Below are 15,605 nucleotides of genomic sequence, written 5' to 3'. Positions count from 1 at the left end.
GGAGTTCAAGCGGTTTTGAACTCCTTGGTGCATGTATAGCCGAGATCGCTTAGAAGACAATCGAAGGTGATGTCACTCGCCTCCCCCGAGGTGCAGGAGAATGGCTGATGACGCCGCTCAGTCCCGCTGAGGATCCGCGATGGGTCGCCGGGATGATGCCCCTGCCTGGAGTGGATCCATTGGCTGGGGCGGGCAGCCTCGGCGTTCCCTCCGTGTACTGGGAGCGGCCGGTGGCGCGCGAGGCGGTGGCGGGGTGGGGCGAGGCGGGCGTGCTCGAGGCGCATGCGCCCGGTGAGTTGCCCTCGGTCCTGGGCGCGCTCGGGTGCGACAGCGTGCGGTGGCTGGACGCGGTGTCCCCTCAAATGCCGGGCCCCTGGTTTGGCGGGATGCGTTTCAGTCCCACGCAGCCGGTGGAGGGCGAGTGGCGCTCGCACGGGCTGGCCCGCTGGACGCTGCCGGAGGTGCTGGTGTGGCGCGAGGGCAGCGCGCTGGCGGTCGCGGTCTTCGCTCCAGAGGGGCCGGGCGCGGAGGACGTGGTGCGCTCGCGGCTGGAGCGCGTGCGAGCGTCCTTCCCACAGTCCTACCGCCATCCGTTGGGCGCGCCGGTCGCGCTGCGCACGGCTTCGTCGCGGCCGGACTTCGAGGCGCTGGTGGACCGCGCGGTGGAGGCCATTGGCGCGGGCCAGCTGCACAAGGTGGTGCTGGCGCGGGCGCTGGAGGCGGAGGGGCCGGAGCCCTTCGACGTGGTGGACGTGCTGGCACGGCTGCGCGAGCAGAACCCAAGATGCGCGACGTTCCTCTTCCGCGCACCGGACGGCACGGGCTTTCTGGGCGCGACGCCGGAGACGCTGTGCCGGGTGGATGGGCGCAGGCTGGAGACGGAAGCGCTCGCGGGGTCCGCGGCGCCGGGCGGCGCGGATGCGCTGGATGCCAGCGACAAGGACCGGCGCGAGCATGACGCGGTGGTGCGCTACATCCTCCAGGCGCTGACGCCGGTGGCGGCGAGCGTGTCCGCGGACGCGCAGCCGTCGGTGCTCGCGCTGAAGAACGTGGTGCACCTGCGCACGGGCATCCGCGCGGAGCTGGCGGACGGCGTGGACACCGCGACGGTCGTCACGGCGCTGCACCCCACGCCCGCGGTGGGCGGCACGCCGCGCGAGCGCGCGTTGTCATTCCTGGTGGAACACGAGTCCCTGGACCGGGGCTGGTACGCGGGACCGGTGGGCTGGGTGGGCCCCGGGCGTGCGCATCTGGTGGTGGCGTTGCGCTCGGCGCTGGTGCGCGGGGCGAAGGCCCGGCTCTTCGTGGGCGCGGGCATCGTCGCGGGCTCCAGCGCGGAGTCCGAGTGGCGGGAGACGGAAATGAAGAGTCTGGCGATGTTGCGCGCGCTGGGGGGCCGGTGAAGTCCCTGGACGCCAACCTCAACGTGCTGTGGTCGCGGGCCCTCCTGGAGGAGTTGGTGCGGGGCGGCGTGCGGCACGCGGTGGTGTGTCCGGGCTCGCGCTCATCGGCGCTGGCGCTCGCATGCGCGCACACGCCGGGCCTGCGCGCCTGGTCCGTCATCGACGAGCGGAGCGCGGGCTTCTTCGCGCTGGGCATGGCGAAGCAGTCGCGTCAGCCGGTGGTGCTGATCGCGACGAGCGGCTCGGCGGGCGCGCACTTCTTCCCGGCGGTCATCGAGGCTGCCATGGCCCAGGTGCCGCTGGTCATCCTCACGGCGGACCGGCCGCTGGAGCTGCAGGGCTGGGGCGCGCCGCAGACGGTGCCCCAGGCGCGCTTCTACGGTGACTTCGCGCGGCTGTTCGCGGACGTGGGCATGCCCGAGGCGAGCAGCCCCGCCATCGCGCACCTGCGAGCTACAGCCGCCCGCGCGGTGAGCACCGCGTGCCGCGCACCCCGAGGCGCCGTGCAGATCAACGTGCCGTTCCGTGAGCCGCTGGCGCCCATCGCGCAGGACTTCGGCGCGGAGAAGCTGACGGCGCTCGCGAAAGAAGGGCGGACGGACGCGCCCCTCACCCGCATCGCGCAGTCGTCGCGGGCTCCGGATGCGGCGGTGCTGGAGGACGTGCGCGCGCGCATCGCCGCCACCGAGCGTGGCGTCATCGTGTGCGGCCCTCGCGACGAGGACGACGGCTTCGCGGAGGCCATCACCGCGCTGAGCCAGGCGACGGGCTACCCGGTGCTCGCGGAGGCCACGTCGCAGGCGCGCTACGGAGGCGGCCCGCTGACCGTGTCGCTCTACGACGCGCTCCTGCGCCATGAGCCGTTCGCGCGCAGCCACACGCCAGAGCTGGTGCTGCGCTTCGGCGGAGGCCTGACGCCCAAGTCGCCGCAGCAATGGTTGGACACCTCCGGCGCGGACATCACCGTCTTCAGCGACGAGGGCGCGCTGTACGACCCGGCGCACCGGGCCACGCGGGTGCTGGAAGGCAACGCGGTGCTCGCGTGCCGCGCGCTTACGGAAGGCCTGTCGCGAGGCCCTGGCCGTTGGGCGCAGGACTTCGTCAACGCGGAGCGGGTGGCTCGCAACGCGCTGGAGCAGGCGCTCGGAGAACAGCCCGACGTGCTGACCGAGCCCCGGCTGGCGCGCGAGGTGGTGGCGGCGCTGCCGGCGAACGCGCTCTTCTTCGTGTCCAGCAGCATGCCCATCCGCGCGGTGGATGCGTTCGCGCACGGTGGCGGTGTTCCGCTGCGCGTGCTGGCGAACCGCGGGGCCAATGGCATCGACGGCATCGTGTCCAGCGCGGCGGGCATGGCCGCGGCGGCGGGGCGGCCGGCGGTGCTCCTTTCCGGCGACCTGGCGCTGCTGCACGACGTGGGCGGGCTCGTGTCCGCGGCGCGGGCGCGCGTGCCCCTGACGGTCGTGGTGGTGAACAACGACGGCGGCGGCATCTTCTCCTTCCTGCCGCTGGCGCAGGTGGCGAAGCCGGACGAGTTCGAGGCCCTCTTCGGCACGCCACACGGCGTGGACCTGTCGCACGCGGCGGCGCTCGCGGGAGCCCGCTTCGAGCGGCCCACGACGCCCACGGCCCTGCGCGCGGCGGTGCGCACCGGGCTGGAGGGAGGCCTCCACCTGGTGGAGGTCCTGGTGGACCGGGCCACCAACGTGGATACGCACCGACACCTCTTCGCGCGGATGGCCGCCGCACTGGGAGAAGGACCATGGGCGTGACGCTCGCTTATGACAGCTGGGGTGAAGGCCCCCATACGCTCCTGGCGCTGCACGGCTTTACCGGCAGCGGCGCTACGTTCGAGCACTTGCGTCCGCTGCTCGGCCGCTCCGTGCGCGTGGTAGCGGTGGACCTGCCCGGGCACGGACGCACGCCGCTGCCGGAGAAGGCAGGCCGCGACGGCTTTCTGGAGACGGTGGACGCCGTGGTCCAACTGGCGCGCGAGCTGGGGGGCCAGGTGGATCTGCTCGGCTATTCGCAGGGCGCGCGGGTGGCGCTGGGCGCCGCGGTGCGCGCGCCGGACTGCTTCGGCCGGCTGATCATGGAGAGCGGCTCGCCCGGGCTGCACCGCCGTCAGGAGCGCTCCGAGCGGCGCGAGGCCGACGCGAAGCTCGTGGACTTCATCCGCGCGAAGGGCGTGGACGCCTTCGTGGAGCGGTGGGAAGCGCTGCCCCTCTTCGACGGGCTGCGCCGCCTGCCAGAGCCGGAGCAGGCCGCGCTGCGCGAGCGTCGCAAGGCGTGCACGGCGCAGGGACTGGCCGGAGCGTTGGAGACCCTGGGCCTGGGCGTACAGCCGGATTACTGGCCGGCGCTGCACCGCCAGCGGCTGCCCACGCTGCTGCTCACCGGTGATCAGGACGAGAAGTTCACGACCCTGGCGAGGCGCATGGCGGCGGAGCTGCCGGTGGTGTGGCGCCGCGCCTTCGCGGGGGTCACCCACGCCCCGCACCTGGAGGCGCCGGAGGAGTACGTGCGCGAAGTGCTCTCGTTCCTCCAGACGCCCTGGTACGAAGCGCCGCAGTTCGAACACGCCATCCTGGCGCGAGAGGCGACCCACTCGTGACAACCCTGGTGAGCACCCCTCCCGATGCGGCGCGTCCCCGGCCCACGCTGAAGACGTGGCTGATGGCCGTGCGTCCGAAGACGCTGACGGCGGGCGCGGTGCCGGTGCTGGTGGCCACGGCGCTCGCGTACGGCAACGGCGTGGGGCGCCTGTTACCGGCGCTCGCGGCGCTCGTGGGCGCGGTGCTGATCCAAATCGGCACCAACTTCATCAACGACTTCTATGACTACAAGAAGGGCGCGGACACCGAGGAGCGCCTGGGGCCCAAGCGCGTGACGCAGAGCGGGCTCATCGCGCCGGGCACGGTGTTGCTGGGCGGCCTCGGGTGCTTCGCGCTGGCGACGCTGGTGGGCCTGTATCTGGTGGCGGTGGGCGGCTTGCCCATCGTGTTCATCGGGGTGGCTTCGCTGCTGTGCGGCTACGCGTACACGGGAGGCCCGTTTCCACTGGCCTACCTCGGCCTGGGCGATCTGTTCGTGCTCATCTTCTTCGGCATCGTGGCGGTGACGGGCACGTACTACGTGCAGGCCGGCTTCGTGAGCCCGGCGGCATGGTGGGCGTCGCTGCCGGTGGGCGCCATCGGCACGTGCCTCATCGTGGTGAACAACCAGCGCGACGCGAGCACGGACGTGAAGGCCAACAAGCGCACGATGGTGGTGCGCTTCGGCCAGGGCTTCGGCCGCGCGGAGTACGTGCTGCTGCTGGTGGCCTCCTACGTCACGCCGTTCGTGCTGTTCGCCAAGGGCTACGCGAGCGCCTGGGTCTTCTTGCCACTCCTGAGCCTGCCGCTGGTGGTGCCGCCGCTGAAGCTGATGCTGAAGGCGGAGGGTGCGGCGCTCAACCCCGCGCTGGGCGGGACGGCGAAGCTGCAGATGCTGTTCGGGTTGCTGTTCGCGGTCGGCCTGTACCTGCGCTGAAGGAGCGTCATGCGCATCACCGAAGCGACGCTCACCCCGCTGCACCTCACTCTGGCCCAACCCCTGAGTACGGCGAGGGGCACCTACGCCACACGCGACGGGTTCATCGTGCGGCTGCGCGACGAGGAAGGTCGCGTAGGGCAGGGTGAAGCCATGCCTCTGCCCGAGTTCGGCACGGAGTCCCTGGCCACCACGCACACGGTGCTGCGCGGGTGGCTGAGCTCCCTCAAGGGCCAGACGTTGGAGGACAGCATCGAGGGGGTCGAAGCCACGCTCGTCCCGACCGCCAGTGAGGAGGTTCGCCAGCGAGGCGCGCGGATCCGCGGCATCGACCCGGAGGAGCCCGTCCCCGCCGCGCAGCACGGCCTGGAACTGGCGCTGCTGGATCTGGTGGCCCAGCGCAAGGGCATCCCCCTGTGCTGGCTGCTCGCGGAGGAGGCGCGGCAGGAGGTCCTGGTGAACGCGCTGCTGAGCGCGGAGGAACCGGGGGCCCTTGCCCAGGAAGCGCGAGAGGCGGTGGAGGAGGGCTATCAGACGCTGAAGGTGAAGGTCGCGGGCCGCTCGCTGGACGCGGACGAAGCGCGGGTCCGGGCCGTGCGCGAAGCGGTGGGGGCCCGCGTGCGCCTGCGCCTGGACGCGAACGGCGGCTGGACGGAGCCCGAAGCCAACCGCGCCCTGGATCGGCTGGGTTGGTACGACCTGGAGCTGGTGGAGCAGCCCACGCCGCCGGAGGACCTGCAGGCGCTGTGGCGGGTGCAGCGCCGAGCCCCGTGCATCATCGCCGCGGACGAGACGCTCGCCACGCCCGCAGCGGTGCGAACGCTCCTCACGATGGACCTGGGCGGTGGGCCGGCGGTGGGCGCGGTGGTGATCAAACCGATGGTGCTCGGGGGGCTGCTGCCCTCCATGGTGGTGGCGCTGCGCGCGGCCCACCTGGGCATGCACGCGTACGTCACCAGCTCCATCGACGGCGTGGTGGCCCGGGCCGGCGCCGCGCATCTGGCCTCCGCGCTGCCCTCGGGAGACCTGGCCTCTGGCCTCGCCGTGGGGCGGCTCTTCGCGGACGAGCCACGGGATCATCCGTATCAACCCCAGCGGGGACTCGTGCGGCTGCGCGACATGCCCGGTCTGGGACTGGGCCCGGACTTCAGCCGGGAACACTGAGCCATGCGCTCGGGCCTTCGTCGCGAAGGCCCGCCGGATTCAACTCTTCGGAGGAGCGAGGCCATGACCTACGACTGCCCCATCCGCGAAGGCGCGCAGCTGCATCCCCATGCGGAAGCACTGCGCTTCGCGGGACAGACCTGGACCTTCCGCGCCCTGGACGAAGAGGTGACGCGCTGGACGGAAGCCCTGGCCGCGCGAGGCTTGGACCAGGGGGACCGCGTGGCGTTGCTGTCCACGAGCCACCCGTCGGTGACCTTCCTCTTCTGGGCGCTGGGGCGTCTGGGCGCGATCTTCGCCCCGCTCAATGCCCGGCTCACGCCAGCGGAGCTGCAGCCCCTGATGGAGGACGTCGAGCCCCGGCTCACGCTGGTGCTCGGAGCCCTGCGGGACCGGCTCCCGGAAGCGGAGCTCCTGGAGTCCTTCCCTGACGGCGTGACGACCCACGCCGTGCCCGCCCGCACCTGGGACGCGGACACGTCCCGGGTCATCCTCTTCACCAGCGGAACGACGGGAAGGCCCAAGGGCGCCGTGCTCACGGAAGGTGCCTTCCGTGCCTCATGCCGCGCCTCCGCCGCGAACCTGGGCGCGCACCCCGCGCCGCGCTGGCTGGGCACGCTGCCCCTGTTCCACGTTGGCGGGCTGGCCATGCTCACGCGCACCGCGTACGAGGGCGGCTGCCTCCTCCTGCACGAGCGCTTCGACGCGGACGCCGTCAACCGCGCCATCGACACGGAGGGCGCGTCCCACGCCAGCTTCGTCGCCACCACGTTGGAGCGGGTGCTGGACGCGAGACAGGACCGCACGATGCCCGCGACCTTCCAATGCGCGCTCATCGGGGGAGGCCCCGTCCCCACGGCCCTACTCACGAGGGCACGCGCCGCGGGACTCCTGGCCCTCCAGACCTACGGACTCACCGAGGCCTGCTCCCAGGTCACCACCGAACGCCCCGGCGAAGCGGATGGCAGCACCGCGGGTCCGCCCCTGCCAGGACTGGAGGTCCGCATCGTCGGGACTGACGGTGAGACGCTCGGTGAAGGGCACGAAGGGGACGTGGAGGTCCGAGGCCCCACGCTCATGGCCCGCTATTGGCGCCAGCGCGATGCCACGCGCGACGCCTTCCATGACGGCTGGCTGCGCACCCGCGACGTGGGCGTCCTGGACGCGAAGGGGCGACTCACCCTCCTGTCGCGCCGCACGGACCTCATCGTACGGGGAGGGGAGAACCTCTATCCGGCCGAAATCGAAGCGGTCCTCGCCAACCACCCGGCCATCGCGGAGTCCGCCGTCGTCGGCGTACCGGCGCCGCACTGGGGCGAGGTCCCCGTGGCCTTCGTCGTCTTGCGCCCCGGCCACACCCTCCCCGAGGACCTGGACGCCTGGTGCCGCCAGTCCCTGGCGCGCTTCAAGGTGCCCGCACGCTTTGTTGCAGTTGAAACATTGCCCCGGAACGCCATGAGCAAGGTGGAGCGCTCCGTCCTGAGAAAACAGGCTCGGTCTCATCCCCCGTATCAGCCTGGGTCCTAGCAGCCCTGAATTCCGGATGGCTGAGGTTCGCAGGACTCGCTGAGAAGACCTGTCAGGTTGGGTTATAATATTCCGCTGTGGGGGGATCCTGAGAGGAAGCTCAAGGTGAGTACCGCAGTGGAAGCAGTGAAGGTGGAAGGGCAGTCTGAATCGATCCACATCGATGCGCACGCCAGCAAGGCCGCTGGCGCGATGAAGTGCCCCCATCTGGGCGCCCAGTACAACCCGTTCGCGGGACCGCACGTCGAGGATCCACATCCGTTCTACGCGGAGCTGAGACGGGACGCGCCCGTCAGCTACAACCCCATGCTGGGGATGTGGCTGGTGAGCCGTTACGAGGACATCTGCCACGTGCTCAAGGATCCGACGCGCTACTCGTCGGCGGACCTGGGCAACATGGGTTCGGTGCTGTCTCCGGCGACGCTCGCGGTGCTCGCCGAGGGCTATCCGCTGGCGGACAGCCTGATCAACTCGGATCCGCCCGCGCACACCCGGCTGCGCAAGCTGCTGGGCCGCGGCTTCTCCGCCCAGCGCATCGCCGCGCAGGAAGCCCCCATCCGCGCCGTCTCCGAGGAGCTCATCCAGGCCTTCGCGAGCAAGGGGCACGCGGACCTGGTGACGGAGTTCGCGTACCCGCTGCCCGTGCGGGTCATCCTGGGCATGGCGGGCGTTCCCCAGGAGGACATGGCGGACATCAAGCGCTGGTGTGACGACTTCTTCCGGATGATCTTCACCCGCGTTCCGCCTGAAGAGCAGCCGCCGCTCGCGCGCAGCTGGGTCACCTACCAGCACTACGTGGCCCGCCTCATCCGCGACCGCACGGACGACCCCCGCGACGACCTGATCAGCTACCTGGTCACCACCGACGCGGACGGCGAAGCGCTCACGCTGCCGGAGCTGATCATCGCCATCGCCGGAAGCATGCTGGCGGCAGGCCACGAAACCACCACCGCGCTGCTCGCCCAGTGCTGGAAGCAGGCCCTGCTCCAGCCCGGCCTCTGGCAGCGGCTGCGCGAGGACCGCTCGCTGGTGCCGCACCTCATCGAGGAGACGCTGCGCTTCGACTCCGTGGCGCACGGGATGATCCGCACCACCCTGGAGGATGTGGAGCTCGCGGGCGTCGCGCTGCCCAAGGGCTCGCGGCTACTCCTGCTCTACGCGTCCGGAAGCCGTGACTCCGCGCTGCTCGCGGACGGGGAGCACTTCGACATCTCCCGGCACCACCCGACGCACCTGGGCTTCGGCCGGGGCATCCACTTCTGCATCGGGGCGCCGCTCGCGCGGCTGGAGGCGCTCATCGCCACCAACCTGCTGCTGGATCAGCTCCCGGACCTGAAGCTGGAGGAGAACCCGGACTTCGGCCACACGCAGTCGCTGACCATCCGCACCATCCAGCACCTGCGCGTGAACTGGACCCCCACGGGGACCTGAACGCCACCCTGGAGGCTCCCGTCCCGCCCGTGGTGCCCCCACGGACGGGCCGGGTGCTTCATCCGCGTCTCAGCACTCCGACGCGGGGTGACCCCAGGGGTTGCTGCGCGGGTACTGGCGCAGCAGCGTGCACAGGCGGTGCGCGGCGAGCATCGTCGCGGACGGCCGCGGCGGCTCGGCGTGCATCGCCGTCTGGCCCAACCGGGCCGCCTGCAGTGCCAGCGCGTGCTGGACTTCGGGTGACCAACGCTTGAATTCGAGCCATTCCATGAGCCTGCTCCTCGTTGAAGGAGCGGCCATTGAACCCCCTTCAAACCTGGAAATCACGACGCCCCGCGTCGGCCCGGGGCGTCAGTGACCTCCTGCTAACAGGCCACTCAAGCCTTCGAGGGGGTGGCGGGTCGGCCAATGAGCATCATCAAGCCGAAGGGGTTCCCCGGGTTGGTGAGCCGGTCGATTTCCCAGATGTAGTCGTCGCTCAGGCCGTGGGTGAGCTCGCGCATCTCCTCCACGGAGTACGTGCGCAGACAGGACACCACGCCGTCGAACGCCGCCGCGATGGGGATGAGCGGCATGAGGTAGGTGAGGGCGAGCCTGTCCGCGCGAATGGGCCGGATGAACGGCGTCGTCAGCGGCACGTTGATCAGCGCCGCCGCCGTCATCGCGATGGCCGGCCCGCGCCGCTCCACCAGCTCCATGATGGCGATGCCCCGGCGCTGGGCCACGGCGTCCGCCAGCACCTTGCGCGCCATGTCCGGCGGCAGGTGGTGGAACGAATTGCACATGATGCGGAAGCCCTTGTACGTCGCGGGCACCGCGGTCGCGTCCACCGGCGTCGTCACGTAGTCGATGCGGCCCGGGTTCGCCGCCTTCGCCTTCTCGAACGCGGAGATCTCCGGGTACAGGTCCGTCAGGAGCGCCGTCGCCTGGTAGCCCTCCTGCGACTCCAGCATCTCCAGCAGCTTCGGCACCGGCCCCGCGCTGCCGGACGCCATGTCCAACAGCTGCGTCTCGCCCATCTCCGCCATCGCGCCCTTGAGCCGCTTCACGAACTCCGAATAGCGGTCATCCGACAGGCTCCACACGTACGCGAGGAAGTCCGTCACCCCCCGGCGCAGCACCTTCGGGAACCAGGGCTGATCCTCTAATTCAAAAAGTTGCAGTCTGGGCATAATCGCTGGGCGCTCCAAGGGGCTCAGTGGGGGGGACAACTCCCGCACTGTCCCGCAGTCCCGAGCGACGTACAAGGGGCGCCTTCCAGGGGCATCCGCACACATCAGGGGGCCGTGAAACACGGACAAGACCCAGAATCCCTGCCGCCTCCATGAAACTTTGAAGCCTTTCAGGAAATCACTGCGCGAAAGGCAGACAGCGGACTGTGCGTGCTGATCAGCCCTGCAAGGTTTCTGGAGGGGTGCGTTTGATTATCAGGCGGTCGGAATGACGCAGACCGGGTGTTTCTGACTCGGGGGGGCAGGCAGCCAGGATCGCGTCGAATCAGCGTATCTAGAGTGGGGTTGCCGGAGTTTATAGGTATTATTACTTACGACACTGGCGACCGAGGGGGGCTTCGGTCGTCCGGTCGCTCGGTTCAAAACGGATCAGCTCGCACACAACGGGAGGGAGTAATGGCTCCGGAATCTGTTGATGTGATCGTCGTCGGAAGCGGCCCGGTGGGGGCCATGGCGGCGAACCTGCTCGGCCAGTACGGCTTGCGCACCGTGGTCATCGAGAAGGAGACCACCGCGCACACCCAGTCCCGCGCCATCAACGCGGACGACGAAGCGCAGCGCATCTTCCAGGCCGCCGGTCTCACGGGGGAACTGGGGCCGGGTTTCCACCCTTGCCTGAAGATGACCTACGTGGACGACGAGATGCGGATGCTCGCCGAGGTGGACTTCACCAAGGTGGAGCGCCCCAACGGCCACCCCATCGGCTCGCTCTTCAACCAGCCCCGCCTGGAGGCCTCGCTGCACCGGGGCATGGAGCGCTTCGCGCACGTCAGCATGTGGCGCGGCCATGAAGTCGAATCCTTCATGCAGGACGACGAAGGCGTGTCCGTGCGCGTGAAGGACAACGTCAATGGCCGCACCATGACGGTGCGCGCGCGCTACCTGCTCGCGTGCGACGGCGCCAAGAGCGGCATCCGCCGCCGGCTGGGCCTGAAGCTGGAGGGCACCACGGCGCTGGAGCACGCGCTGGCCGTCTCCGTGGAGACGCAGTCGTCCGCGCCGGACTTCACCTACTACCCCTGCGGCCCGGAGCGCGTGGGCATCGTGACGCGCACCGCGCACGACGAGATCCGCTTCGACACGCTGGTGAAGCCGGGGCAGGACCTGGAGTACGTGAAGACGCCCGAGTACGTGCGCGGCATCATCGCGCCCTTCATCGACCCGGACACCGTGAAGGTGAAGAGCGTCAACCTCTACGCCTACCACAGCCGCATGGCGGAGAAGTGGCGCGTGGGCCGGGTGTTCCTGCTCGGGGACGCTGCGCACCTCATGCCGCCGTTCCTGGGGCAGGGCTTGTGCTCCGGCCTGCGCGACGCGGCGAACCTCACCTGGAAGCTGGCGCACGTGCTGGGCGGCGCCGCGGACGCGTCGCTCCTGGACACCTACGAGGTGGAGCGCCGGCCGCACGCCGCGGAGATGATGCGGATGTCGGACGCGCTGGGCTCGATGCTGGCGTCGGGCGGCCCGTTCATGGCCCGCGCGCGCAACGCCTTCATCAAGCTGCTGTACCACATGCCCGTCACCGGCCCGTTCATCCGCGAGTACAAGATGAAGCCGAACCTCTTCCACGCGGAGGGTTTCGTCTTCGGCGGCAAGCGCGGCAAGTCCAAGCAGGCGGCGGAAGGTGCCTACTTCCCGCAGCCGCGCGTGGAGCACGGCGAGGAAGGGGAGCGCCCGTTGGATGACGTCATCGGCCAGCGCTTCGCGGTGCTGACGCGGCCGGGTGCGCCCGCGGACGTCCAGCAGGCGGCCAAGGCGCTGGCGGAGGACATCGGCGGCGTGTGGCTGTCCGTGGCGCCGGCGGCGCGCTCCGGCGCGGGCCGCTCCGGCGAGGTGGTGGACCTGGAGGGCAAGCTGGGCGAGTGGTTCGCCCAGCACGGCTCGGACCTGGTCGTCCTGCGCCCGGACCGCTACGTCTACGCGGCCACGAACAGCGCGGGTGTCGCGCAGGTCCATGCTTCGCTGAAGCAGGCCGTCCGCGCGCTCACCCGCTGGGGCAACCGGGGTTCCCGGCGGGCGGCGCAGCTCGGGGCCTGAGGCTTCTCAGGCGGTGGCGGCCTGGAGGATCTGCCGGGCCTTCGCCATGCAGTCGCCGTAGAAGCGCAGGTAGATGTCCAGGGCACGGGCGCCCGTCTTCGCGATGGTCGCCGCGTGCTCGGGCTTCTGGCCCAGCAGCTTGTTGAGCATGACCTCGTTGAGCGCCGTGTGACCCACGTCCAGCTCCACGTGCTCCTTGATGAACGACAGCGAGTTCATCACGTCCGGGCCCAGCACGGCCTTGCACTGTTCGATGAGGCGGGGCGCGAACACCACCGACAGGTTTTCGATCTCGTACTCGATGGCGACCTGGCCGCCCGGCATGGGGCCCGCGATGGTCTCCTCGTGGATCTGCCGGTACTCCTGCATGGCCGGGGTGGGGGCCTGCGCCATCAGGGCCTCCGCGTCCAGCTTGGGAAAGCGGCGCGCGTTCCAGCTGGCCACCAGGTTCTTCGTGTCCTCCACCATCATCAGGTGGTGACCGGCCTCGTGCTTGGCGTGGGTGATGAGCTTCTCGCCCACGTCCACCATCCCCGCCTTCACACACGCCTCACCGGCGCGGCGGATCCACCCGTCCACGGGCTCCGTCATGTAGACGCCCAGGGCACACAGCTGGATGAGGAAGGCCTCCAGCAGGGCGGGCTCCACGTTGGGGTCCAGCAGCGTCGTCACGTGGGGACCGGTCGCCAGCATGTGACGGACGTCGGTGACGTGGGGGAGGTACTGCTCTTCGACGAGGGGCTTGGTCATGGGGGGAATCCTCAACGGGAGTGGGCACCACGGCGCCCGATGGTGAGTTCGCTGATGTGCTCCAGGAAGTCCGGAACGAGCTTGGCGGAGATGATCCACAGGTAGGGATCCGGCCCGTCGTGCAGGCCGCACTCCTGCACGTAGTCGCCGCCCTCGTCCTCGCGCAGATAGAGGAAGGAGGGGCGGTTGCGCGCGGCGTACCAGCGGCGCGCCGCGTCCAGGAGCGCCGAGTACGCGCGCGTTCCATCCCCCAGCAGGGAGAACAGGCGGGTGTTGTCCAGCAGGCGGAAGAGGTTCGCGCCCAGCTGGCCCAGCTCCACCACGGCGGCGGCGTGGGGGACGCCGTCGCGGCGGGCGACCAGGACGGTGCGCTCGCGCTCCATGCCGAAGCTCTTCCACTTCGCCGTGACGGGACCCATGTCCAGCCGGTCGCGGGTGAGGTCCAACGACTGCACGTAGCACTCGGGGAACTGCTGCGCGATGGTCGCCGCCAGCAGGCTCAGCTCGCTCGCGGTGGCGGGGCCCACCGTGTACGGGTGCACGCGGCCGGTCAGCTCGTTGCTGAAGGCCTTCATCTTCTGGATCTTCCGGGTGAAGGCCAGGGGCGAACCGGCCTCCATCTGGCGCTGCGCGTACTTCACGTGCGCCTTGTTGATCCACGGGTTGAGGGCCTCCACGTAGGCCACCACCCAGTGGAAGTCCGGGTCGCTCTGCGGGTGCTCGAAGGTGCGCAGGTAGAGGTCGCGCATGATGGCGCCCGCCTCCTTCAGCCCCTCCGGCGGCTTGCCGGGCCGCTTCGCCACCTGGTGGCCCAGCCACGCGTTGCGGTACGGCTTGGTGAAGGACAGCGTCGCTTCAATGCCGCGCTCGGACGGCCACACCGCGTTACAGAACAGCTGCGGCACTTCCGCGGCGCGCTTCGCCAGCGACGCGAAGTTCTGCTTCAGCTCCTCGAACTCCGCGGGGGTGCTGCCACCCAGGCTGAAGAAGCCAGAGCGGTTGAACAGGTCCCACAGCTCATCCACCAGGCCCTCGCTGGTGCGCGTGGCCGGAGACATCGTCTGGGACACGAAGCGCACCCAGCGCGCCTCGTCGGAAGAGTAGGGCAGCACGCTCAGGCCGCACAGCACGGTGCCGTCCGCGCGCATGCCGCTGACGTAGCGGATCTCCCCGCGCACGCTCACCCGCTGGCCGTCGCCCAGCTCCAGCTCGATGAGGGGCGGCAGCAGGCCCGGGAAGAGCAGGTCCTGCGGCTGGCAGCGCATGCACAGGCCGGAGAAGGACAGGTCCAGCACCTCGCGGCGCATCAGCCCCTGCTCCCGCCAGAGCGGGTGGTGGAACCGGGCGTGCACGCCCTCGGGGGCGGCGACGCGGCGGTGCCAGCGGTGGCGGATGCGGAACAGCTGCTCGGGCAGGGGGGTGAAGAGGCGGTCACCCTCGGTGCGGCCCGTCTCCACGCGCAGGCGGTACGCGGAGTTGTAGCCGATGACGTCGATGTCGTACGCCGGCTCGCCGAAGTCCGGGGTGGACTCCTCCGTACGCCACTCCAGCTGACCGGAAGAAGAGTGGAAGCGCTCCAGCACCATGCGCACCACCCGGCCCTGGCGGCGCAGCACGCCCTTGTTCCCGGACGCGCAGATGGCGGTGAAGATGGAGCGGATCCGCTCCCCGTCCGTGATGATGTCCTGCACGGGCAGCGCGGAGGCCGCCGGCACCGCCACGCCCTGGCGAAGCGCGTCCGACAGGAAGCCCAGGATCTGACGCCCCTGCTCCAGCGTCACGCCCACCAGCTGCAGCCCCACCGGCGCGTTCGGGGCGTCCATGTCCGTCCGGATGAAGGCGCCGTTGAGCGGACCAATCGTGGCGCCGTTACACGCCAGGTACACCGGGAAGGTGCGCGACTCGGTCGCTTCCGCCAGCGGCTGCCGCGGGGCCACCCACACCACCGTCGGAGACAGCCGCGTCACCTCACCCAGCACCGCGTCCGGCCGGCCCACCGCGCAGGTGATGGCCGTGGGGCCGCTGCCGTGCAGCGAGTAGCCCGAGTCATCCAGGGCGGCTTCAGCGGGGGGCAGGGGAATCACGTTGCGCAGCGCGTCGCCACTGCCGAATTCGATCGCATGCCGGAACTTCGAGGACGCTGGGATCCCTCCATCCATCGTCAGGACTCCCCTCTTGCGGGCAGCGCTACCGTTCGTGGTCGGCGATGTTGCGAGCACAACACTTCCTCCCTGATTCACTGGAGACGCTGACGGCTCTGGATTCTGGGAAGACATATTGAAGGTCTCGGCCGTAACAGTCAAATCGAATTTATATGCCTGGGCTGTTTTTTCGTCCCCGCCCCTGACTCACCCTGGGTCGCAGTTGACCGACCATATACGGGTTTTCCGAGGAGCAATCAGGACCCAGCGTGCGCATCCATATCAGCAAGATGGCGCAGGGCTGTAACCCTCCTTCACGTGAATAAGCGGTGGCGGTCCGGGGCTGACGGGCAATGGACCCTGTCAGGGGGGGCCGTTATGGTCGGTACTTC

At 70.1% G+C, this 15,605-nt stretch carries 12 protein-coding genes; 8 read left to right on the top strand and 4 right to left on the bottom strand.

Going from position 1 to position 15,605, the window contains the following annotated elements:
• Positions 1–107: 107 nt before the first annotated feature.
• The 7 genes from D7Y15_RS03325 to D7Y15_RS03295 all read left to right on the top strand — a co-directional run bounded on the left by D7Y15_RS03325 (position 108) and on the right by D7Y15_RS03295 (position 9,053).
• Positions 108–1,403 carry an isochorismate synthase MenF gene (locus D7Y15_RS03325; RefSeq protein WP_121751675.1) on the top strand — a complete coding sequence of 432 codons (1,296 nt, stop codon included), beginning with the start codon at positions 108–110 and terminating at the stop codon, positions 1,401–1,403.
• Positions 1,400–3,172: a 2-succinyl-5-enolpyruvyl-6-hydroxy-3-cyclohexene-1-carboxylic-acid synthase gene (gene menD / locus D7Y15_RS03320; protein WP_233596968.1), complete on the top strand. Its 1,773-nt coding sequence runs from the start codon at positions 1,400–1,402 to the stop codon at positions 3,170–3,172. The genes D7Y15_RS03325 and menD overlap by 4 nt, the downstream gene beginning before the upstream one ends.
• Positions 3,163–4,014, top strand: coding sequence for a 2-succinyl-6-hydroxy-2,4-cyclohexadiene-1-carboxylate synthase (gene menH / locus D7Y15_RS03315; protein ID WP_120576695.1), 852 nt, complete (start codon positions 3,163–3,165; stop codon positions 4,012–4,014). The genes menD and menH overlap by 10 nt, the downstream gene beginning before the upstream one ends.
• The gene (locus D7Y15_RS03310) at positions 4,011–4,931 is read left to right on the top strand and encodes a 1,4-dihydroxy-2-naphthoate polyprenyltransferase (RefSeq protein ID WP_120576696.1); all 921 of its coding nucleotides are present in this window, start codon (positions 4,011–4,013) and stop codon (positions 4,929–4,931) included. The genes menH and D7Y15_RS03310 overlap by 4 nt, the downstream gene beginning before the upstream one ends.
• A gap of 9 nt (positions 4,932–4,940) precedes the next feature.
• Positions 4,941–6,095, top strand: a complete 1,155-nt coding sequence (gene menC / locus D7Y15_RS03305) for an o-succinylbenzoate synthase (protein WP_121751674.1) — start codon at positions 4,941–4,943, stop codon at positions 6,093–6,095.
• Between the two features lie 63 nt (positions 6,096–6,158).
• Positions 6,159–7,622 carry an o-succinylbenzoate--CoA ligase gene (menE, locus tag D7Y15_RS03300; protein ID WP_121751673.1) on the top strand — a complete coding sequence of 488 codons (1,464 nt, stop codon included), beginning with the start codon at positions 6,159–6,161 and terminating at the stop codon, positions 7,620–7,622.
• A 105-nt stretch (positions 7,623–7,727) separates the two neighbouring features.
• Positions 7,728–9,053 carry a cytochrome P450 gene (locus tag D7Y15_RS03295; RefSeq protein WP_121751672.1) on the top strand — a complete coding sequence of 442 codons (1,326 nt, stop codon included), beginning with the start codon at positions 7,728–7,730 and terminating at the stop codon, positions 9,051–9,053.
• 69 nt (positions 9,054–9,122) lie between these two features.
• Here D7Y15_RS03295 and D7Y15_RS03290 read toward each other — a convergent pair whose 3' ends face one another.
• Both D7Y15_RS03290 and D7Y15_RS03285 read right to left on the bottom strand, forming a co-directional pair.
• Positions 9,123–9,323 (bottom strand): hypothetical protein, encoded by a 201-nt coding sequence (locus tag D7Y15_RS03290; RefSeq protein WP_120576700.1) that lies wholly within the window; start codon positions 9,321–9,323, stop codon positions 9,123–9,125.
• 107 nt (positions 9,324–9,430) lie between these two features.
• Entirely contained in the window at positions 9,431–10,225 is a 795-nt protein-coding gene (locus D7Y15_RS03285) for a class I SAM-dependent methyltransferase (protein WP_126932977.1), read from the bottom strand.
• 456 nt (positions 10,226–10,681) lie between these two features.
• On the opposite strand from D7Y15_RS03285, the gene D7Y15_RS03280 reads away from it, so the two are divergent.
• A complete protein-coding gene (locus D7Y15_RS03280) occupies positions 10,682–12,322 on the top strand; it encodes a bifunctional 3-(3-hydroxy-phenyl)propionate/3-hydroxycinnamic acid hydroxylase (protein WP_121751671.1) in 1,641 nt (546 codons plus the stop codon).
• A gap of 6 nt (positions 12,323–12,328) precedes the next feature.
• Here the strand turns inward: D7Y15_RS03280 and D7Y15_RS03275 are convergent, their stop codons facing one another.
• Both D7Y15_RS03275 and D7Y15_RS03270 read right to left on the bottom strand, forming a co-directional pair.
• Positions 12,329–13,072: a hypothetical protein gene (locus tag D7Y15_RS03275; RefSeq protein WP_120576703.1), complete on the bottom strand. Its 744-nt coding sequence runs from the start codon at positions 13,070–13,072 to the stop codon at positions 12,329–12,331.
• Between the two features lie 11 nt (positions 13,073–13,083).
• Complete coding sequence (locus D7Y15_RS03270) at positions 13,084–15,231, bottom strand: hypothetical protein (protein ID WP_169820686.1); 2,148 nt, start codon at positions 15,229–15,231, stop codon at positions 13,084–13,086.
• Positions 15,232–15,605: the final 374 nt, after the last annotated feature.

The sequence above is a fragment of the Corallococcus sp. AB030 genome (assembly GCF_003668965.1).
GTDB lineage: Bacteria > Myxococcota > Myxococcia > Myxococcales > Myxococcaceae > Corallococcus > Corallococcus exiguus.
The sequence above is the reverse complement of the archived record's forward strand: the minus strand, read 5'-3'. Positions and strand labels throughout refer to the sequence as shown.

Excerpts from the sequence above, each read along its gene's own strand:
- D7Y15_RS03275 (WP_120576703.1), bottom strand. The coding sequence starts at position 13,072 with ATGACCAAGCCCCTCGTCGAAGAGCAGTACCTCCCCCACGTCACCGAC.
- D7Y15_RS03290 (WP_120576700.1), bottom strand. The coding sequence starts at position 9,323 with ATGGAATGGCTCGAATTCAAGCGTTGGTCACCCGAAGTCCAGCACGCG.
- D7Y15_RS03285 (WP_126932977.1), bottom strand. The coding sequence starts at position 10,225 with ATGCCCAGACTGCAACTTTTTGAATTAGAGGATCAGCCCTGGTTCCCG.
- menE (WP_121751673.1), top strand. The coding sequence starts at position 6,159 with ATGACCTACGACTGCCCCATCCGCGAAGGCGCGCAGCTGCATCCCCAT.
- menH (WP_120576695.1), top strand. The coding sequence starts at position 3,163 with ATGGGCGTGACGCTCGCTTATGACAGCTGGGGTGAAGGCCCCCATACG.
- D7Y15_RS03270 (WP_169820686.1), bottom strand. The coding sequence starts at position 15,231 with ATGGATGGAGGGATCCCAGCGTCCTCGAAGTTCCGGCATGCGATCGAA.
- menC (WP_121751674.1), top strand. The coding sequence starts at position 4,941 with ATGCGCATCACCGAAGCGACGCTCACCCCGCTGCACCTCACTCTGGCC.
- D7Y15_RS03325 (WP_121751675.1), top strand. The coding sequence starts at position 108 with ATGACGCCGCTCAGTCCCGCTGAGGATCCGCGATGGGTCGCCGGGATG.
- D7Y15_RS03280 (WP_121751671.1), top strand. The coding sequence starts at position 10,682 with ATGGCTCCGGAATCTGTTGATGTGATCGTCGTCGGAAGCGGCCCGGTG.